This window comes from Cupriavidus sp. BIC8F (assembly GCF_032465815.1).
Classification (GTDB): domain Bacteria; phylum Pseudomonadota; class Gammaproteobacteria; order Burkholderiales; family Burkholderiaceae; genus Cupriavidus; species Cupriavidus necator.
Genome location: NZ_CP136095.1, coordinates 1,882,927 through 1,898,982, shown reverse-complemented (window position 1 = coordinate 1,898,982; position 16,056 = coordinate 1,882,927). Strand labels below are relative to the sequence as shown.

General features: G+C 59.6%; 14 protein-coding genes. 12 read left to right on the top strand and 2 right to left on the bottom strand.

Annotated features, from left to right (window positions below):
• Window positions 1–29: 29 nt before the first annotated feature.
• The gene (locus tag RS901_RS28765; RefSeq protein ID WP_316153907.1) at window positions 30–1,325 is read left to right on the top strand and encodes an ABC transporter permease; all 1,296 of its coding nucleotides are present in this window, start codon (window positions 30–32) and stop codon (window positions 1,323–1,325) included.
• Window positions 1,325–1,990 (top strand): ABC transporter ATP-binding protein, encoded by a 666-nt coding sequence (locus RS901_RS28760; RefSeq protein ID WP_316153906.1) that lies wholly within the window; start codon window positions 1,325–1,327, stop codon window positions 1,988–1,990. The genes RS901_RS28765 and RS901_RS28760 overlap by 1 nt, the downstream gene beginning before the upstream one ends.
• A gap of 385 nt (window positions 1,991–2,375) precedes the next feature.
• On the opposite strand, the gene RS901_RS28755 is transcribed toward RS901_RS28760, so the two are convergent.
• Window positions 2,376–3,605, bottom strand: coding sequence for an ISAzo13 family transposase (locus RS901_RS28755; protein ID WP_316149395.1), 1,230 nt, complete (start codon window positions 3,603–3,605; stop codon window positions 2,376–2,378).
• 42 nt (window positions 3,606–3,647) lie between these two features.
• On the opposite strand from RS901_RS28755, the gene RS901_RS28750 reads away from it, so the two are divergent.
• The 7 genes from RS901_RS28750 (at window position 3,648) to RS901_RS28720 (ending at window position 12,455) form a co-directional block, all read left to right on the top strand.
• Window positions 3,648–4,439 carry a hypothetical protein gene (locus RS901_RS28750; protein ID WP_316153905.1) on the top strand — a complete coding sequence of 264 codons (792 nt, stop codon included), beginning with the start codon at window positions 3,648–3,650 and terminating at the stop codon, window positions 4,437–4,439.
• Window positions 4,440–4,508: 69 nt separating this feature from the next.
• Window positions 4,509–5,822, top strand: a complete 1,314-nt coding sequence (locus RS901_RS28745; RefSeq protein ID WP_316153904.1) for a glycosyltransferase — start codon at window positions 4,509–4,511, stop codon at window positions 5,820–5,822.
• Window positions 5,822–6,871, top strand: coding sequence for a polysaccharide pyruvyl transferase family protein (locus tag RS901_RS28740; protein ID WP_316153903.1), 1,050 nt, complete (start codon window positions 5,822–5,824; stop codon window positions 6,869–6,871). Before RS901_RS28745 ends, RS901_RS28740 begins: the two co-directional genes overlap by 1 nt.
• A gap of 150 nt (window positions 6,872–7,021) precedes the next feature.
• Window positions 7,022–8,173 carry a glycosyltransferase family 1 protein gene (locus RS901_RS28735; RefSeq protein WP_316153902.1) on the top strand — a complete coding sequence of 384 codons (1,152 nt, stop codon included), beginning with the start codon at window positions 7,022–7,024 and terminating at the stop codon, window positions 8,171–8,173.
• A 444-nt stretch (window positions 8,174–8,617) separates the two neighbouring features.
• Window positions 8,618–10,177, top strand: a complete 1,560-nt coding sequence (locus tag RS901_RS28730) for a capsular biosynthesis protein (RefSeq protein WP_316153901.1) — start codon at window positions 8,618–8,620, stop codon at window positions 10,175–10,177.
• 50 nt (window positions 10,178–10,227) lie between these two features.
• A complete protein-coding gene (locus RS901_RS28725) occupies window positions 10,228–11,649 on the top strand; it encodes a mannose-1-phosphate guanylyltransferase/mannose-6-phosphate isomerase (RefSeq protein ID WP_316153900.1) in 1,422 nt (473 codons plus the stop codon).
• A gap of 566 nt (window positions 11,650–12,215) precedes the next feature.
• The gene (locus tag RS901_RS28720) at window positions 12,216–12,455 is read left to right on the top strand and encodes a hypothetical protein (protein WP_316153899.1); all 240 of its coding nucleotides are present in this window, start codon (window positions 12,216–12,218) and stop codon (window positions 12,453–12,455) included.
• A gap of 78 nt (window positions 12,456–12,533) precedes the next feature.
• Here RS901_RS28720 and RS901_RS28715 read toward each other — a convergent pair whose 3' ends face one another.
• Window positions 12,534–13,586, bottom strand: a complete 1,053-nt coding sequence (locus RS901_RS28715) for a hypothetical protein (RefSeq protein ID WP_316153898.1) — start codon at window positions 13,584–13,586, stop codon at window positions 12,534–12,536.
• 296 nt (window positions 13,587–13,882) lie between these two features.
• On the opposite strand from RS901_RS28715, the gene RS901_RS28710 reads away from it, so the two are divergent.
• The 3 genes from RS901_RS28710 to RS901_RS28700 all read left to right on the top strand — a co-directional run bounded on the left by RS901_RS28710 (window position 13,883) and on the right by RS901_RS28700 (window position 15,964).
• Entirely contained in the window at window positions 13,883–14,590 is a 708-nt protein-coding gene (locus RS901_RS28710; protein WP_316153897.1) for a PadR family transcriptional regulator, read from the top strand.
• Window positions 14,591–14,668: 78 nt separating this feature from the next.
• Window positions 14,669–15,496: a siderophore-interacting protein gene (locus tag RS901_RS28705; protein WP_316153896.1), complete on the top strand. Its 828-nt coding sequence runs from the start codon at window positions 14,669–14,671 to the stop codon at window positions 15,494–15,496.
• 57 nt (window positions 15,497–15,553) lie between these two features.
• Window positions 15,554–15,964, top strand: coding sequence for a hypothetical protein (locus tag RS901_RS28700; protein ID WP_316153895.1), 411 nt, complete (start codon window positions 15,554–15,556; stop codon window positions 15,962–15,964).
• The last annotated feature ends 92 nt before the right edge of the window (window positions 15,965–16,056 follow it).

The following is a 16,056-nucleotide window of genomic DNA, read 5'->3' as shown; positions in this document are numbered from 1 at the left end:
CAGTGCGGGATGACGGGATTCATGCTGGTATGAAAGATTCGGCGTTGGAGCTGAACCAGGTCCACGAGCTTGTACAAGCTCGTGCCTATGATCGTGCCATTGACTTGGCAAATCAATTGATCGAGCGTGGCGGTGAGAGCGCGGCCGTTCTGCGCGCGCGAAGCGGCGCGCTCGCGTGCGCTGGGCGATTCCACGAGGCTCGCGAGGATGCCGCGCGCTGTCTGGAGATGGAGCCGCATAATCTGGACTACGCAATTCACAGCGCGTCTCTGGCAATCGAGTCCGGACGCCCCCACGAAGCTGTGCATTTGCTCCAGGCGCGTATCGCCCCGAACGGGGACGGGACTCTTGAGCGCGTACTCAGCGGTGCCTGGGCCGCTTGCGGCGAGTACCGACGTGCGCTTCAACACGCGGAAGCGGCTGTCGCGAAACGGCCCGGGCACGATGAGTTTCTTGCGCACGCCGAAGGCCTGAGTGCCCACGTTGAACGGCAGATACAGGTAAATCTGTCTATGGAAAGCGCTTCTGCCCCTCCCCGACGTCCGCCCACCGGGCCGTTTAAGGCCCAGTTGCGTGTCCTCCACGCACTGATCCTACGCGAGATCGCCGGGCAATATGAGCGGTCGAGGCTCGGATACCTCTGGGCCATCATTGAACCGATTGTGCACCTGATGGTTCTGGGCTTCTTCTTCTCACTCCTTAATCACTCGACAGCACCACTCGGCCACAATCTCTATCTGTTCTACCTCACCGGTTTGCTGCCTTTTTTCATGGTGATTCATACCGGGTCTAAAGTAATGCAAGGGCTGAGTGCCAATCGATCCTTGTTGCTCCTGCCACCAATTAAGGTATTCGACGTGCTCGTTGCGCGCGGAATCCTGTCGTTGCTGACAGAATTGCTCGTTGCGGCTCTGATTCTAGTTATTTTTAATCTTGTTGGCATCGAGGCGGTCCCCGAGGATGGCCTTTCGATCTTGGGGGCAATGCTCCTCGCATGGTTCTTTGGAGTATCTCTCGGCATCTTCATGGCAATGCTCAATGAGATGTTCGAATCTTGGGAGATGATCTGGTCGCAGATTACACGGGTGCTGTACTTCTGCAGCGGGATCTTCTACATCGCGGAAAAGATGCCGCCGGAGATCCGGGCAGTGTTGATCTGGAACCCCGTATTGCAATGCATCGAACTATTGCGCGCGGGATTCTATAGTGGATTCCAACCGCCGTGGCTGGAACCTGGGTATTTGCTTCTGCTTTCCACCTTATTGCTTGCTGGCGGGTTAATACTAATGCGTGTGCTCGATCGGCACATCGGAGTCGAGAGTTGATGGAGTTTGTGCGTGTTTCAAAAGCCTTTCGAACATCGCGACAAACGAAAGTGATCCTCGATGACGTGAGTTTTTTTATCCCGCAGGGACGCAATCTGGCAATTCTGGGACGTAACGGCGCTGGCAAGTCAACGCTGATTCGTCTCATCGCCGGCGCGGAAAAGCCCGATCGAGGAGCGATCCGACGTAGCGGGGCAATCTCATTTCCAATGGCGCTGAGCAGTTTCTTCATCAGCAGTCTAAGCGCCCGCCAGAACGTGATATTCGTCTCGCGGGTCTATGGTTATGAGTCGCGTGAAGTGATGGCGTATGTCGAGGCATTTTGCGAGATTGGCAGCTACTTCGACATGCCAATTAAGACGTTCTCATCCGGGATGCGAGCGAGGTTGGCGTTCGGGTTGAGTCTTGCCTTTCGTTTCGATACATATCTCATTGACGAAGTGACTGCGGTAGGTGATGCGGCGTTTCGTCAGAAGGCGCAGAACGAGCTTAATAAGCGCATACGAGATGCCAATATCATCCTGGTTTCCCACAACAACGATGTTTTGCGCGACTCGTGCGATTGCGGCCTTGTGCTGAATAACGGTACGGTCACCCTGCATGATGACATCGAGAGCGCTATTCAAGCTTATAACGATATCATTCAAAAAAATGGCCACGAATGAAACGCTCGGTTATGCACCGAGCAGGTCGCTAGGCATTGCCTGGCCTAAATCCAATGTATTGTTTTTTGTATTATTCTGCATCGTTCCTACTCTGCTGGTAGGGGGATATTATGGGCTCATTGCGCGTCCAGGTTATCTCACGACCGTGCAATTTGGTGTACGACCGGCCGAGCCCACGCAGGTAAAGAGCGAAGGTGCTGGCATTGCCCAAAGCGTGCCGTTCTCTTCGGAGGTCGGAGTTACCTCCTACGGGGTCGTGCGGTACTTGGAGAGCGATGCCTTCGTGCGCGACCTTGGATCGAGGCTCAATTTGCAAGTGCTGTTCGGGCGAGGCCGTGGCGATATCCTAGACCACTTAGGATCCTAGCAAAAATAACTTGAACAATTACGTCTTGCGACGAGATGTTCGAGGTTTGATGCGGTAGTTCCACTCGCCATGAAATTCGTCGCGCTCAATGGCCACGGCAGCGAGTTCGGCGTCGCTGACCTTGATACCTGCGTCGTACATGTTCTCGTCCAGTTCCGCACGCACTTTCAGCCCTTCAGCGGTACTCACGCTGCCGATGAGGTTCACTACCACCTGACGCGTCAACAGCGGTCGGCCGCGCCAGTTGTTCGTGATATGGCAGAACAGGCGATGCTCGATCTTGTTCCACTTGCTCGTACCCGGCGGAAAGTGGCACACCTGCACAGCGAAACCGAGTTCGTCGGCCAGTCGCTGCAACTGCACCCGCCACAGCCGCACACGATACCCGTTGCTGCCACCGCAGTCGGCGGTGACCAGCAGTCGCCTGGCTTTCGGATACAACGGACGGCCCATCTCCAGCCACCAGCGACGGATGCTTTGAACCGCGAACTCGGCGGTGTCGTGGTTGATGCCCACGCTGACCCAGCCCTCGTTGGCCGTCACATCATAGACGCCATACGGGGCAACCTTGCCCAGTTCATCGTCGATGAAATCGTGCACACGCGCCTGCTCGGGTTGGCCCTTGGGCTGCCATTCGCGGCCAGCGTTCTTGAAATCGCCGATCAGCTCCTTCTTTTTCGTGTCCACCGAGATGACCGGCTGACGCTGGCGCTGATACTGCGCCACCTTGTCGGCGATGTAGTGGAACTGCGCGTCGCGGTCGGGGTGCTGCGCGCCTTCGCGTGTCTTGCGCACCGATTGCAAGCTGTAGCCCGTCTGCGTCAGCAGATCGCAGATCGTGCGCTGACTCACGCGATGCCCCAGCCGGTTGAGCTCTTCGGCCAGACGGGTGGTGCTCTTGCACGTCCATCGTAGTGCTGACATCGGGTCACCCCGGCTGGTCGGCTCCACCAGTGCATCCAGGTGCTCCAACAACCTCGCATCGAGCTCAGTTAGCCTCTTGCGCCCGCCTCCCGGGGCACGAATGCGCTTGGCCGTCATGTCCCGCGTCGCTCCACCGGCCGCTTCGAGTTCGGCCAGTCCCGCATAGATCGTGGTGCGCGAGATGCCTATCGCTTTGGCCACCAGACTCACGCCCCCACGCCCCAGGCTGCGCGCTTCGGCGGCGGCCCATAGGCGCAACGTCGCCTCATCAAGGCGCGCCTGCAGGGCCCGAAACTTCGCTTCGACTGCCTCGCTGATATCCATGTGCGCATCGTATAGACGCGAGGACAACTGTTCAAGTTATTTTTGCTAGGGTCCTTAGCAGCCGATGCCGACTCCGAACAGAAGCTTCGCTACCTCAAGCGCAAGATCAAGCCGTACTTCGACATCACGACGGGCTTGGTGAGTGTCAACGTTGAGGCGTTCAGCGCAGATGACTCTTATCGCCTTTCCCTTGAGGTACTGAAGATCTCCGAAGGGCTGATCAACGATATATCGGATCGCATCCGCCGGGATGCGGTGGCAACTGCGAATCGTGACGTCGACCGCGCTAGCCGGGAGTTGAACGAGAAGCGACGTGAGTTGGCAAAGAAGCGTACGCAATACGGCATTATCGACCAGTCTGCGGTTGCGCTTAGTAACCTGCAGTTCATCAATAAGCTGGAGGATGACCTCGTTTCGTTGGAGGCACAGAAGCGGGCCATGGGTCAGGAACTCAGTGCTGACTCCCCCGTGATGAAGAATCTGAACAGCAAGATCAAGTTCATCACAGCCCGTATCGAACAGTTAAACAATAGCTCCGGCTTGGGTGCGAGCGCGCGCAACTATGCGCCGCGCATTGAGGAGTTGGAAAACCTGAAATCCGATATCACGGTGCTTGAGAAGCTGTTCGCCTCGGCCACCGATGCGCGCCAACGACAAATTACGAATGCGGAGCGTCAGTCTTTATATCTCGTCAAGTTCGTTGACGCTGTGCTGCCCGATAGCGCCACCCGACCACATGGCTGGCGCGCGGTTCTGCTGACGCTTATTGGAGGTCTCCTCATGTCGGTAATCGCAGTGTTTGCGCGCCAGGCCACAAAGGACCACCTGACCTGAATATTGTGTTGAGTGTTCACGCCAGCAAGGCGATCGCCTCGCTGATGATTTAATCCGAAAAGCAAAATAATGACGAACTTTGCAGTTTCTCGAGAGAGTGGGAAGCCTCGGCTCGCGATCATAAGTACTTTCGATGAGCTTTGCGGCATTGCTGGATATACGAAGGCGCTGGTGCCGCAACTCAAGAATCATTTCGACATCACTGTGTTCGATCTGGACCAGTTCCTGTTTCGCGCCGAGGCGAAGTCGGTTCAGCGGCTTGCCGATGCGGAAATCACTCGGATCTGCAAAGAGCTGCGGAACTTCGATGCTGTCAATATCCAGCTTGAGCACGGCACGCTCGGGCGTACGAAGAAGGCGATCTTTCGCCGTTTCACGAGGCTTGTGGACGCCTCGCCTAGAGTTTGCGTCACGTTTCACACGATTCTGCAATCCAAGCAATTCCCTTGGGGCGACGTTGCCAGCGCAGTATTGAAGCTTCGGTTCGATAAGGTCGTAGGCATCTACGGCAACCACGTGGACAATGAGATGCTGTCGACGAAGCTATACGCCCACCTGAGAAAGCGGCAGGCCTCTGTCATCGTGCACACGCGACGCGACATGCGCATGTTGAAGTATGTCCATGGTATCGAGAGTATCTTCGACCATCCGCTCGCCTTTTATCCAAAGGCTGTAGTCGATGAGGTGAAGCGAACGACCAGGCGCGAGGACTTTCTCCGGCTTGGCCAGTTGCCTGAAGGTACGGTTGTGCTTGGCTGCTTTGGCTTCGTAAGCAAGTACAAGGGTATTGACGTGGCGTTGCGTGCCCTCAGGTTGCTTCCGTCGAATTTCCACCTGGCGATCTTTGGCGGTTTGCACCCCAATGAGATCAAGCAGGGTGTTTCCATTGACGCCTATGTTTCGAACCTGCTTGGTCAAATCGAACCTGGGCGAAAGTGGCTCGATGTTAGACAGGATGAAGATGCCAAGGTCAATCTGACGTTGTCTGCGGGCGACTACGAGAAGTTGACACTCGCTAAGCATCCGTCGGACCTGTCATCACGCGTGCACTTCGTGGGCGCCCTGAAGGATGATGATTTCCCTAAAGCGATGGAAGTTTGTGACGTCGCGCTGCTTCCCTATATGGAAGTGGGTCAGTCCTCGTCGGGACCGATGTCAATTGCCATCGAGATGGGCAAGCCTATTGTGGCTTCGCGAACCAAGGCGTTTATGCAGATCGAACGCTATCACCCGGATCGCCTCAATCTGTTCGAGATTGGCAATTTCCTGGAGTTGGCGCAAGTGGTTTGCGCGGTGGCAGCGCGTGAAGACGTAGTCCACACACAAGGGAAGTATGACGCAGAGAGCAATACTCTCGTGTACAAGCAGGCAATGGGGTACTGATGAAACACAGCAAGCCCATTGTTGTATCAGGTTTCTGGGGTAGAGGGAACACAGGTGACGAGGCGATGCTGCAGCGCATCTATGACTTCCTGTCTCCGACCATGCCTGTCACGTTGTCACTCGACAGGCATGGCGCCTACGACGGCTTCTGGAACTGGCATCCATACACACAATGCCTCAGCGTCCATCAGCTTGAAATCGGTCCGGTGGAGCCAGATCGTGCAGCGGCGCTGCATATTGGCGGGGGCGGCTTGGGTTTCAGTTTCAATGGCGCGCAGCTGATTCATGCAATTCTGTCTAACGTTCCAGTGCTGGTCAGCGGGATCGACTTCCCGACCATTGTTGGGGATGCACATGTGCGCCTTCGATCGACAACAGAATTCTTTACGCAGCATCTCGCGTTCGTGAGCTTTCGCACGCGCTGGAGCTATGAACGCTATTCGATGTTGTCAAGGAAAGCCCACCTTGGAGCGGACTGGGCCTGGGACTTGCCCATCGGCGATGTTCCGGACGACATCAGCATTGAAGAGAACACCGTAGCAATCGTAGTGCGGGAAGAGAATGGGCCGGAACTCGCTTTTGGAGAGGGTCGCATCGAGTTGCTCGCCCAGAAGCTCGAAACATTGGGATTGCGGTGCTTGTTTGTTCCGTTTTCACCCGAAGACGCTCGCGAAATGCGGAAGTATGCCTCCGAGCAGCGGGTTGCTGAAGTTTGTGAGTGTTGGTGGAATCCGCAAGCGGTAAAGGCGGTACTGGCGAAGTGCCGGCTCGTCGTATCGGCCGGGCGCTACCACCCGCTGATATTTGCGGCATCGCTTGGCAGACCGGTCATCTACGTTGAAACGCCGCGCATTCCCTGGCAATTGAAGATTACGACGATCTGTCATGACTTGCAGTTGCCGATGATATCGCTTTCAGATGCCGTGGATGATCCATCGCGCCTGTTGCGGGAGGCGGACAGTTACGCGACGGTGAACCGGGGATTCTATAGTGAGCGACTTGACGATATGAAGCACAGGTATATGAGCGTCTTGAAAATGATTCTGTGAGTCGGATTGGTTGCACTGCAGTCACCAGGCAAAGGCACGTGCAGCCGGAGGGGCACGATGTGACGGTGGTGAATGCCGTCTGTGGTCACATGACTTGGTTTAACAGGTGATCTTGGTTTAGGTCACGGATCTTCAAGGAAAGAAGAAAGTTTGATCCCGATCTTCCTCGACGTCACGCGGCTCCTGGATCGCCTGGGCCAGCAGATTTTGCCCACAGGCGTTGACCGTGTTGGTCTCCTTTATATCAAACACTATGCACACCGCGCCCGCGCGGTGTTGAGTATCCGCGGCTTCAACGTGGTGTTGTCAGCGGAGCATTCTGCTGAGGCATTTGAGCTGCTATTGAAGCAGCATTCTTCCAAGCCAGCAGGGATCAAGTCCCTTTTGGTACGTGCCATATGCGGTGCATTGCGACACGAGATATTCAATGGGGGGGTGCTACTGCACACCAGCCATTCTGGGCTGGAGTATGGCCGCTACTTCAAGTCGCTGAAACGCCGGAATATCCATACGGTGTTCATGTTGCACGATTTGATTCCGGTCACGCATGCAGAGTACTGCCGCCCTGGTGTGCGGGAAGTCCATCTCGAACGGATGCGGGTAGCGCTCGGTCATGCTGCGGGCATTGTTGCAAACTCTCAGGACACGCTCGACTCCCTCGTGCAGCAAGCGCGACACAACGGCTGGTCGGTCCCTGGGGCGGTGGTGGCGCGGCTCGCTTCGGGGATATCCGGCGTCGCGGGCGAGTGTCTGCTTGCGCAACCGTATTTCGTCATGCTGGGCACCATCGAGCCGCGTAAGAATCATTGGTTGCTGCTCCATGTCTGGCGCCGTCTGGTCGAAGTTATGGGACAGAGGGCGCCAGTATTGGTGGTGATCGGGAGGCGCGGGTGGGAGTGCGAAAACGTGATCGATATGCTTGAACGCTGTGCTCCTCTGCGCGGCAAGGTGATAGAAGAAGCCAATTGCTCCGACGAGCGACTCTGTACTTACCTGAACCATGCCCGTGCTCTGTTGTTTCCGTCGTTCGTGGAGGGCTATGGCATGCCGCTGGCTGAAGCGTTGGCAATGCGGGTGCCGGTGATTGCCAGTGACCTGGCTGCGTTTCGCGAAATCGCTGGCGAGATTCCAGAGTACCTCGATCCCTTAGATGGCCTCGGCTGGATGACGCGCGTCATGGAGTATGCAACCGAGGAGAGCCCTCAGCGCGCTGCGCAGATTGAGCGCATTGAGGGGTTTCGCGAGCCAACCTGGGAGCAGCATTTTTCTGCGGTAGATCGGTTCATCGAGGAATTGATGTAGATGAGCCAGATTAGAGCGGCCATCGGACCTGTGTGGCGGGCCCCCTTCGATCTCCGCAGCATGGCGCGCGGTCGGCGAACGCTCGCATCCATTTACGGCACCGCCGGCAGTGTATGGTGCGGACGCCTTGCCGGGCGGGCTATGGTGCGGCTGAGGCAAATTTTCTATCCGGCCACGCCCGCCCTGTTTTCTGGCCCTGTATGGTCGACACGCCGGAGGAGCGTGCCGATGCTCTCTTGGTTCGTGCTCCCCGACCCTGGCAGCGTACGTGGCTCAATGTGCCGGGCCATTCAGGCGCTTATCGATACGGACGAGGGCCTTGGCACATCTCCGGACCTGCCAGGGCTGATAGCGCGCCTCGTGGCCGCACGCGCGGAAATCTCGCGCGATGCTATACCTGCCTGCCCCCCGGAGTTGCTTCAGCCTCCCCGCAGCACACGGATCATGCTAATTGATCAGCCGCGAGGCAACAAGACAACACGTCTCGCCTTCATGCGTATGGTCGCAGCGGCGCGTAACGACGATCCCAACGCAGAATTTTGGATATGGCCTGCCGAGAGTGGCGCGGCGGGCGAACTCGCCCGTGTCCGTCACTTGCCCAGGGACGCCAGTTACGTTTCGCCGGGATTCAGCCTTTTCGCCGCGCTGTCACAAATTGATCGTATCTATACCGTCAGCGCCCCGGAAGGCATGCAAGCTTTGCTGGCCGGGGTGCCGGTGCGGGTATTTGGTCGCCCCTTCTATGCGGGTTGGGGGCTAACAGTTGACGACTTGCCTATGCCGGAGCGTCGCGCGCGGCCCACACTCGCTGCACTATTTGAAGTGGTCTATTTGCGGCTCGCACACTATCTGGACCCGGAAACTCAAGATGTCGGTACGTTGCAGCGCTTGCTTGACTGCATCGAACTACAGCGCGCTGTGCGTGGACGCTTTGCGGATTGCGGCCAGTTGGCAGGCCTACGCTTCCAGATATGGAAGCGGCCATTTGCAACGCCTTTCCTTGGTGCGGGCGGCGGTCAGTTGCGCTGGACAGATGCGCCCGAACAGATCATGCCTGGTGAGCGGGTTGTGGTATGGGGCGGGAAGAGTGCGGAGGACATTCCCGTCGGCACACCGGTCTTGCGCATGGAAGATGGATTCTTCCATTCCGACGGACTGGGCTCAGACATGAATGCGCCGCAAAGTCAGGTGCTGGACCGGCATGGCCTGTATTTCGATGCCCGACGCCCGAGCGAACTGACACATATCCTGAATCAGGCTTGCTTCGACGAGGCCGAACTGAAGCGCGCGGCGGCGCTGCGCGTACTGGCATGCCGGCTCGGCGTGACCAAGTACAACCTCGGACGCTGCGTGCCGCGCTGGCGTGTGCCGGCAAATCGGCGGGTGCTTTTGGTGGCGGGCCAGGTAGCCGATGACGCCTCCATTCGTTTCGGCACCGGTGCCATCAGCACTGCTGAGGCGCTGCTGGCAACCGTGCGCCAGCGCAATCCCGATGCTTTCATCGTCTACAAGCCTCACCCCGATGTCCTGTCGGGCAACCGAAACGGCTTGGTCCACGCCCAACGGCTTGCCGATGTTGTGGATGCTGACGCTGACGTACTGTCGTTGATAGATCGGGCCGATGAAGTCCACGTGCTGTCGTCGCTGGCAGGTTTCGATGCCCTATTGCGGGGAAAACGGGTGTTCACATACGGCTTGCCGTTTTATGCAGGTTGGGGACTGACGACCGATGAGCTTGAACAGCCTTGGCGCGAACGCAGTCTGACACTGGATATGTTGGTGGCAGGGACTTTGCTTCGCTATCCGGTGTATTGGGATTGGCGCATGCAGATGTTCACGACACCCGAGGCCGTGGTGAATTTGCTGGGTAAAACTGCTAGCCGACCACTGGTTCGTATTGCGAAGGACCCGATGCGTTGGCCTCGGAAGATCTGGCGCTGGAGTCGGAATGCTGTGAAGTATGGAGTATGGGCTTGGCAACGCCAGCGCGGTGCTATTGCCTAGATGCATTGAATTCAAATCAATAACAATTATTTCTCTCTTCGGGAGTTGTCATGAACATTCACCCCGTAATTCTCTGCGGCGGCAATGGTACCCGCCTTTGGCCAATGTCGCGCGGCGGGTACCCTAAGCAATACCTGAAACTGACTGGTGAGAATACGCTGGTCCAGCAGACGGCTTTGCGCCTCAATGGCGTACGCAATGTGGCATCGCCTATCGTCATTACCAACGCCGAACAGCGCTTCCTCGTGGCCGAGCAACTGCGCAGCGTTGACATCACGCCATCCTCGATCGTCCTGGAGCCAATGGGCCGCAATACAGCACCGGCGGTAGCCGTGGCAGCGTTGCTGGCCCGCCAGCAGTCTGACGATGCATTGCTGATGGTGTTGCCATCGGATCATGTCATCGCCAATGAGGCTATGTTCGCCAAGCTGGCGAATGACGCAGCAGCCATCGCGCGCGATAACTATCTGGTGACCTTCGGTATCGAGCCCACGGAGCCACACACAGGCTACGGCTACATTCGCAGCGGCGCAGGTCTGGGCAGTGATGGCGCATATCTGGTGGACCGTTTTGTCGAGAAGCCGGACAGCGCCACGGCGCAAGGTTTCCTCAAGGAAGGTAACTATTACTGGAACAGCGGCATGTTCATGCTCAAGGCGGCCACCTACCTTGAGGAGCTCGGCCGCCACGAGCCGGAAATCCTGAAGCAGGCCGAATTGGCCTTGCAAGCCTCCACGCGCGATGCAGATTTCATCCGTCTCGATGCGCAAGCCTTTGCCGCCTGCCCGAGCATCTCCATTGACTACGCCGTGATGGAGAAGACCGAGCAAGCCGCAGTGGTGGCCGCAGCCGGCCTGGGTTGGAATGACATTGGCTCGTGGACGGCGCTGGCGGAAATTGAGGCTTCGGACGAGCAGGGCAATGCGCTGCTGGGTGATGTGCTGACTGAGGACGTCAGCAACAGCTATGTGCGTGCCGAGCACCGCATGGTCGCGCTGGTCGGCGTTGAGAACCTGGTGGTTGTAGAAACCGCGGACGCCGTGCTGGTGGCGCACCGCGACCGCGCGCAGGATGTGAAGAAGATCGTCGAGCAGCTGAACGAGTCCGGCCGCCATGAATCGGTTACTCACCGCAAAGTGTTCCGCCCGTGGGGTTCTTACGAGGGCATTGACCAGGGCGACCGCTTCCAGGTCAAGCGTATCGTCGTAAAGCCAGGCTCATCGCTGAGCCTGCAGATGCACCATCACCGCGCTGAGCACTGGATCGTCGTGCGCGGCACCGCACGCGTCTTCAATGGCGACCAGGTCTTGCTGCTGTCAGAGAACCAGTCGACCTACATTCCGCTGGGCGTAACCCACCGTCTCGAGAATCCGGGCAAGATTCCGCTTGAACTTATCGAGGTGCAATCCGGTACTTATCTGGGCGAAGACGACATCGTTCGCTTTGAGGACAACTACGGCCGCGTGCAATGACGTAGCGCACGGGCCCCGCGCCCGTGGCGTGCTGACGATTTGCCAATAGTTGGCAACTCGTGAACCCGGTCGGGCAACGGGGTCGGCAGGGCGGTGTTGCTGACAAACGCCGCGATACTGCGCTGCCTACGGCCGCTTTTGCGAATTTGCCCATACCAGCAGGTCTTGTCCCTCGCCATACTAGGCACGTCGCTGCCATCGTAGCGACCGGGTTTAGCGGCCCGAGTGAGCACGCCAAACGACCGCCTTCTGGCGGCCGCCGTGCCTGCGCACGCCCTTCCACGGGCGGGCCCTGGCAGGGGAGCCCCCGGGCTCGCCGGCTCCTGTTCCCCGGTCCGCTAACCCTGCCTTGCGCCCGCCCACCCCGATTTGCACCCGGGGAGCGGGACTGAACCTGTATGAAAAAGGGGGCATTTCCATGCTTCAGTCTTTGCTTGCCCATATTGGGCGATTGGCAATCTCCAGTATCTGCACAATGCATCAGCGCGTGCGAGCCACGCATGCGGAGGTGCGCCATGTATAGCCATAGCCATCACGGCATCACAGCGGAACACAATGGTGCTGACATGCTCGTGACTGCCCACAGCCCGGGCGAAAATCCGCTGAGCCTTGCGGCAGAACGCGCAGCCGAGCTCTATGGCCTGCTGTTGATGGCCAGCGACTATGGCGCCTCGGGCGAGGACCTGGGCGGTCTGAGCCAGGAGACCAGGGAGAGCCTGCTTTCCCTTGCGGGCAGGCTGGCGCATGAGACGCAGGTGTTGAGCGAGCTGGCCTTGCTGCATCGCCAGGCACTGCAGCGTGACTGATGTTGCGCGGGCCGCGGTGTGGTGCCGCGGCTGTCGGGCTACCCGGTCCCGCGGGCAACTGGCCTGGCGGGGCCATTTCTAGAAGCCGTTGATACGCAGCCCGATCGATACCAGCCCATTTGATCGGCCCAGCCCCCTTGCCATGACCGGGTTGTAGAGCATCGGCACATAGCCGAAGAGGCTGTTCTGCGAGCCTTCCCCGCGTACGAACACGTCAATGTAGCGGTTGACCGCATAGGAAGCCTGCAGTGCAATCGTCTGATTAAATTGGGCCTTCGGTGCACCATAGGACGAGTAGCGCTGGTCTAGTTCGCGAAGGAAGTACTGGGCATGGTAGCCGGCCAGAAGGCCTATCGGGCCAAACCGCCACCGCCATGAGCCTCCGGCGCCGACGAAGGCGCTGCTGTCATGAAAGCCGTCTCCCGCGTCCAGGCCGAACTGGGTCGCGTTGACGCGGACGCTGGCACTGGTGATGGTGGCGCGTCCCATCCGGCATGGCGCTGCGAGCGTGCCGATGGCCATGTTGTCCGCGCTGACCCTGATGTTGTACTGGCATGCGCCCTGTTGCCACGTGCCCTGTATATCGCCGGCTCGCACCCAGCTATAGCCTGCGCTGACAAAACCCGTCAGGAAGTGGTTGGTCCATGGCTGCCCGGTGTAGATGAGGTCTGCCTGCACTTGCGTGTCGTTCGGATGCGCGACGGTGAAGTCCCCAAGCTTTTTGCCGTTGCTGGATCCGCTCCTGCTCAGGCTGCCGGCATAGTTGCCCCAGGCGGACAGCCGCAGTGTGAGCTTGCGGCCCGCATCGGGGCTGGTGAGCAGGCCATAGCTCACGCCAGCCAGCCAGCTGTCGACGTCCGCGGAGTCCTGCCCGTGACTCATATGCCGGCCCCAGTATCCTGCTTCCAGCGACCAGGAAGGCGAGAACTTGTAGCCTGCCCTGAGATGGCCACCCTGGTAGTGACCGCTGAAGTCATAGGCGCCTTCCGCCATATAGCCTTGCGGTGCCGGGCCTACCGGCTCGGCGCTGAGCAGCGCATCTTCCATGGCGCTGTGCGCCGCATGCCACGTTCCCAGCATCATGGCACCGATCCAGGCCGCCGCGAGCCTTCGCTGTTTGATGGCGTTCATGTGGTTCCCCGGTGTGCCAGCTCGGTTGTTGCGGCTTCTGGCGGACCGGTTTGATGCTTCTTTTGGCGCTTGTTGTCGCGCTCTTGCTCTCGTTCCCGGTTCGCTTTTTTTGTGCCTTGTTCTCGCCTTGTTTTTCGAGGCTGGCGTTAAATGAATGTTGGAAAGCGGGGAGCCGCTCTACAAGTCGGCTTGGTGCGGCAGGGCACGTACCGGCTGACGGAAGCTTGGCTGTGCTTGACATTGGCTCGTACGATATATATCGTAAGATATGTTTTACGACATATCGGAGGGTAGTCATGCGCCATCATTCCCACCCTTTTGGCTTCTCAGGCCGCGGCCGTCACCTGTTGATGAGCCTTGTGCCGCACTTTGAGAATCACTTCGCCCACCACGCCATGGGTCGCCACGGCGGCGGCTTCTGGGGCGGCGGCCATGACGACGGCTTCGGCCCGGGCGGCCCCGATGGTCCCGGCAGCTTCGACGGCGAAGGCTGGCGCCGGGGCCGCAAGTTCAGCGCCGATGACCTGCAGTTGCTGCTGCTCGCCATGCTCGAGGAGAAGCCGAGCCATGGCTACGAACTGATCAAGGCGATCGAGACCCGTACCAACGGCTTCTACAAGCCCAGTCCCGGCGTGGTCTATCCGGCCCTGACTTACCTGGAAGAAGTCGGCTACGCCACCGTCGATACGGAGGGCAACAAGAAGCGCTACCAGCTGTCCGAGACCGGCAAGGCCCACCTGGCGGCCAACCGCGAGCGGGTCGAGGTGATGATTGCCAAGCTGCGCCACGTGGCGCGCAAGGTGGAATGGATGCGGCGCGCCATGAGCGGCGAGCCGCAGCCCGAGCCGGAGCAGGGCGGCTGGCTGCCCGAGCTGATGCAGGCCCGTGCCGCGATCAAGCGTGCCATTGCGCTGCGCAGCGATGCGGGCGCCGACGAGCAGCGCCGCATCGCAGAGATCCTGCTGCGCGCGGCGGCCGAGATCGAAGCGGTCCGCAAGGCCTGACACGTGGCACTGACGCTGGCCGCGGCCATCGGCAACCTGACCCGGCAGACGCCGGGTTTGAATCCAAGGAATTCCAACATGAGTGAAAACAACCAAGACTTCGCACGCGACCTGGCTGTGCAGCGCGTGCGCCACCCTCTTAAGATGCGCCTGCTGCAAGTGGTGCGCACCACGCAAGTGTCACCGCAGCTGCTGCGCGTCACGCTGGGCGGCGCTGATCTGCAGGACTTTGTCTCGGCGTCGTTCGACGACCACGTCAAGGTCTTCTTCCCGGTGGACGGCGCAGACAAGCCGGTGTTGCCGCAGGTCACCCCGGACGGCATCACCGTCCCCGAAGGCCAGCCGCGGCCGGCCGCGCGCGACTACACGCCGCGCCGCTACGACGCAGCGAAGCAGGAGCTGGATATTGAGTTCGTGCTGCATGGCGATGGTCCCGCGTCGACCTGGGCGGCCCATGCGCAGCCGGGCCAGTACCTCGGCGTGGGCGGGCCGCGCGGCTCGTTCGTGGTGCCCACGGCGTTCGACTGGCACCTGCTGATCGGCGACGATACCGCGCTGCCGGCGATCGCCCGGCGCCTGGAAGAGCTTGGGGCCGATACGCGCGCCATCGTGGTGGTGGAAGTGGGCAATGCCGCGGCGCAGATTTCGCTGCCGACGCAGGCGCAATGCGATGTGCATTGGCTGCATCGTGGCGATGCCCTGGAAGGCAGCCTGCTGGAAGGGGCGCTACGCAAGCTCACGCTGCCGCGCGGCGAGGGCTACGTGTGGGCCGCTGGTGAAGCCGCAGCGATGAAAGCGGTGCGCCAGTACCTGGTCAGCGAACGCGGCATCGACAAGCGCCGCATCCGCGCGTCGGCGTACTGGAAGCGCGGCGATTCTGCCGTGCATGAGACGCTGGACGACTGAAGCGGGGCAGGGTGCCGGTAAGATAGCGCCATCGCCATCCGCCAGGGAGACCCTGCCGTGCAGCCTTCGCCCATCTTTCGCCGCTTCACGATCAGCCGGCGTTTCGCGCTGGCCTCCGCCTGCGCAGCGTTGCTGGCGGCCTGTGCGCCGGACTCCGTGCGCAATATCCAGGCCAAGGGCTTCAATGCCTATCTCGATTCGCTGCAGACCGCTTGCCCCAACATGATCGTTGGCTCCAGCAATATCAGCGACTGGCTGCGCGCCAGTGGCAGCAGGGACGACGACAACTATGTCTACTGGCTGGACCAGACCTCGCGGCTCTACTACCAGCGCATCTCGCCGGCGCAGTATCGCGATTCGGTCAGCGCGGCGCTTGGCGGCAAGTCCGATTCGCGCGCGCTGGACTGCATCGTGCGCAACCTGCCGGCGGACCGGCCGACGCGTCCGCCGGGCGGCAAGCTGCTTTGATCTTTTGCGCGCGGCCTCACGCGGCCGTTGTGCATTCGCCGCATCCCCGCTAACATGAGTCTCCGGCAGCCGAGACAACGGCTGCCGACGTC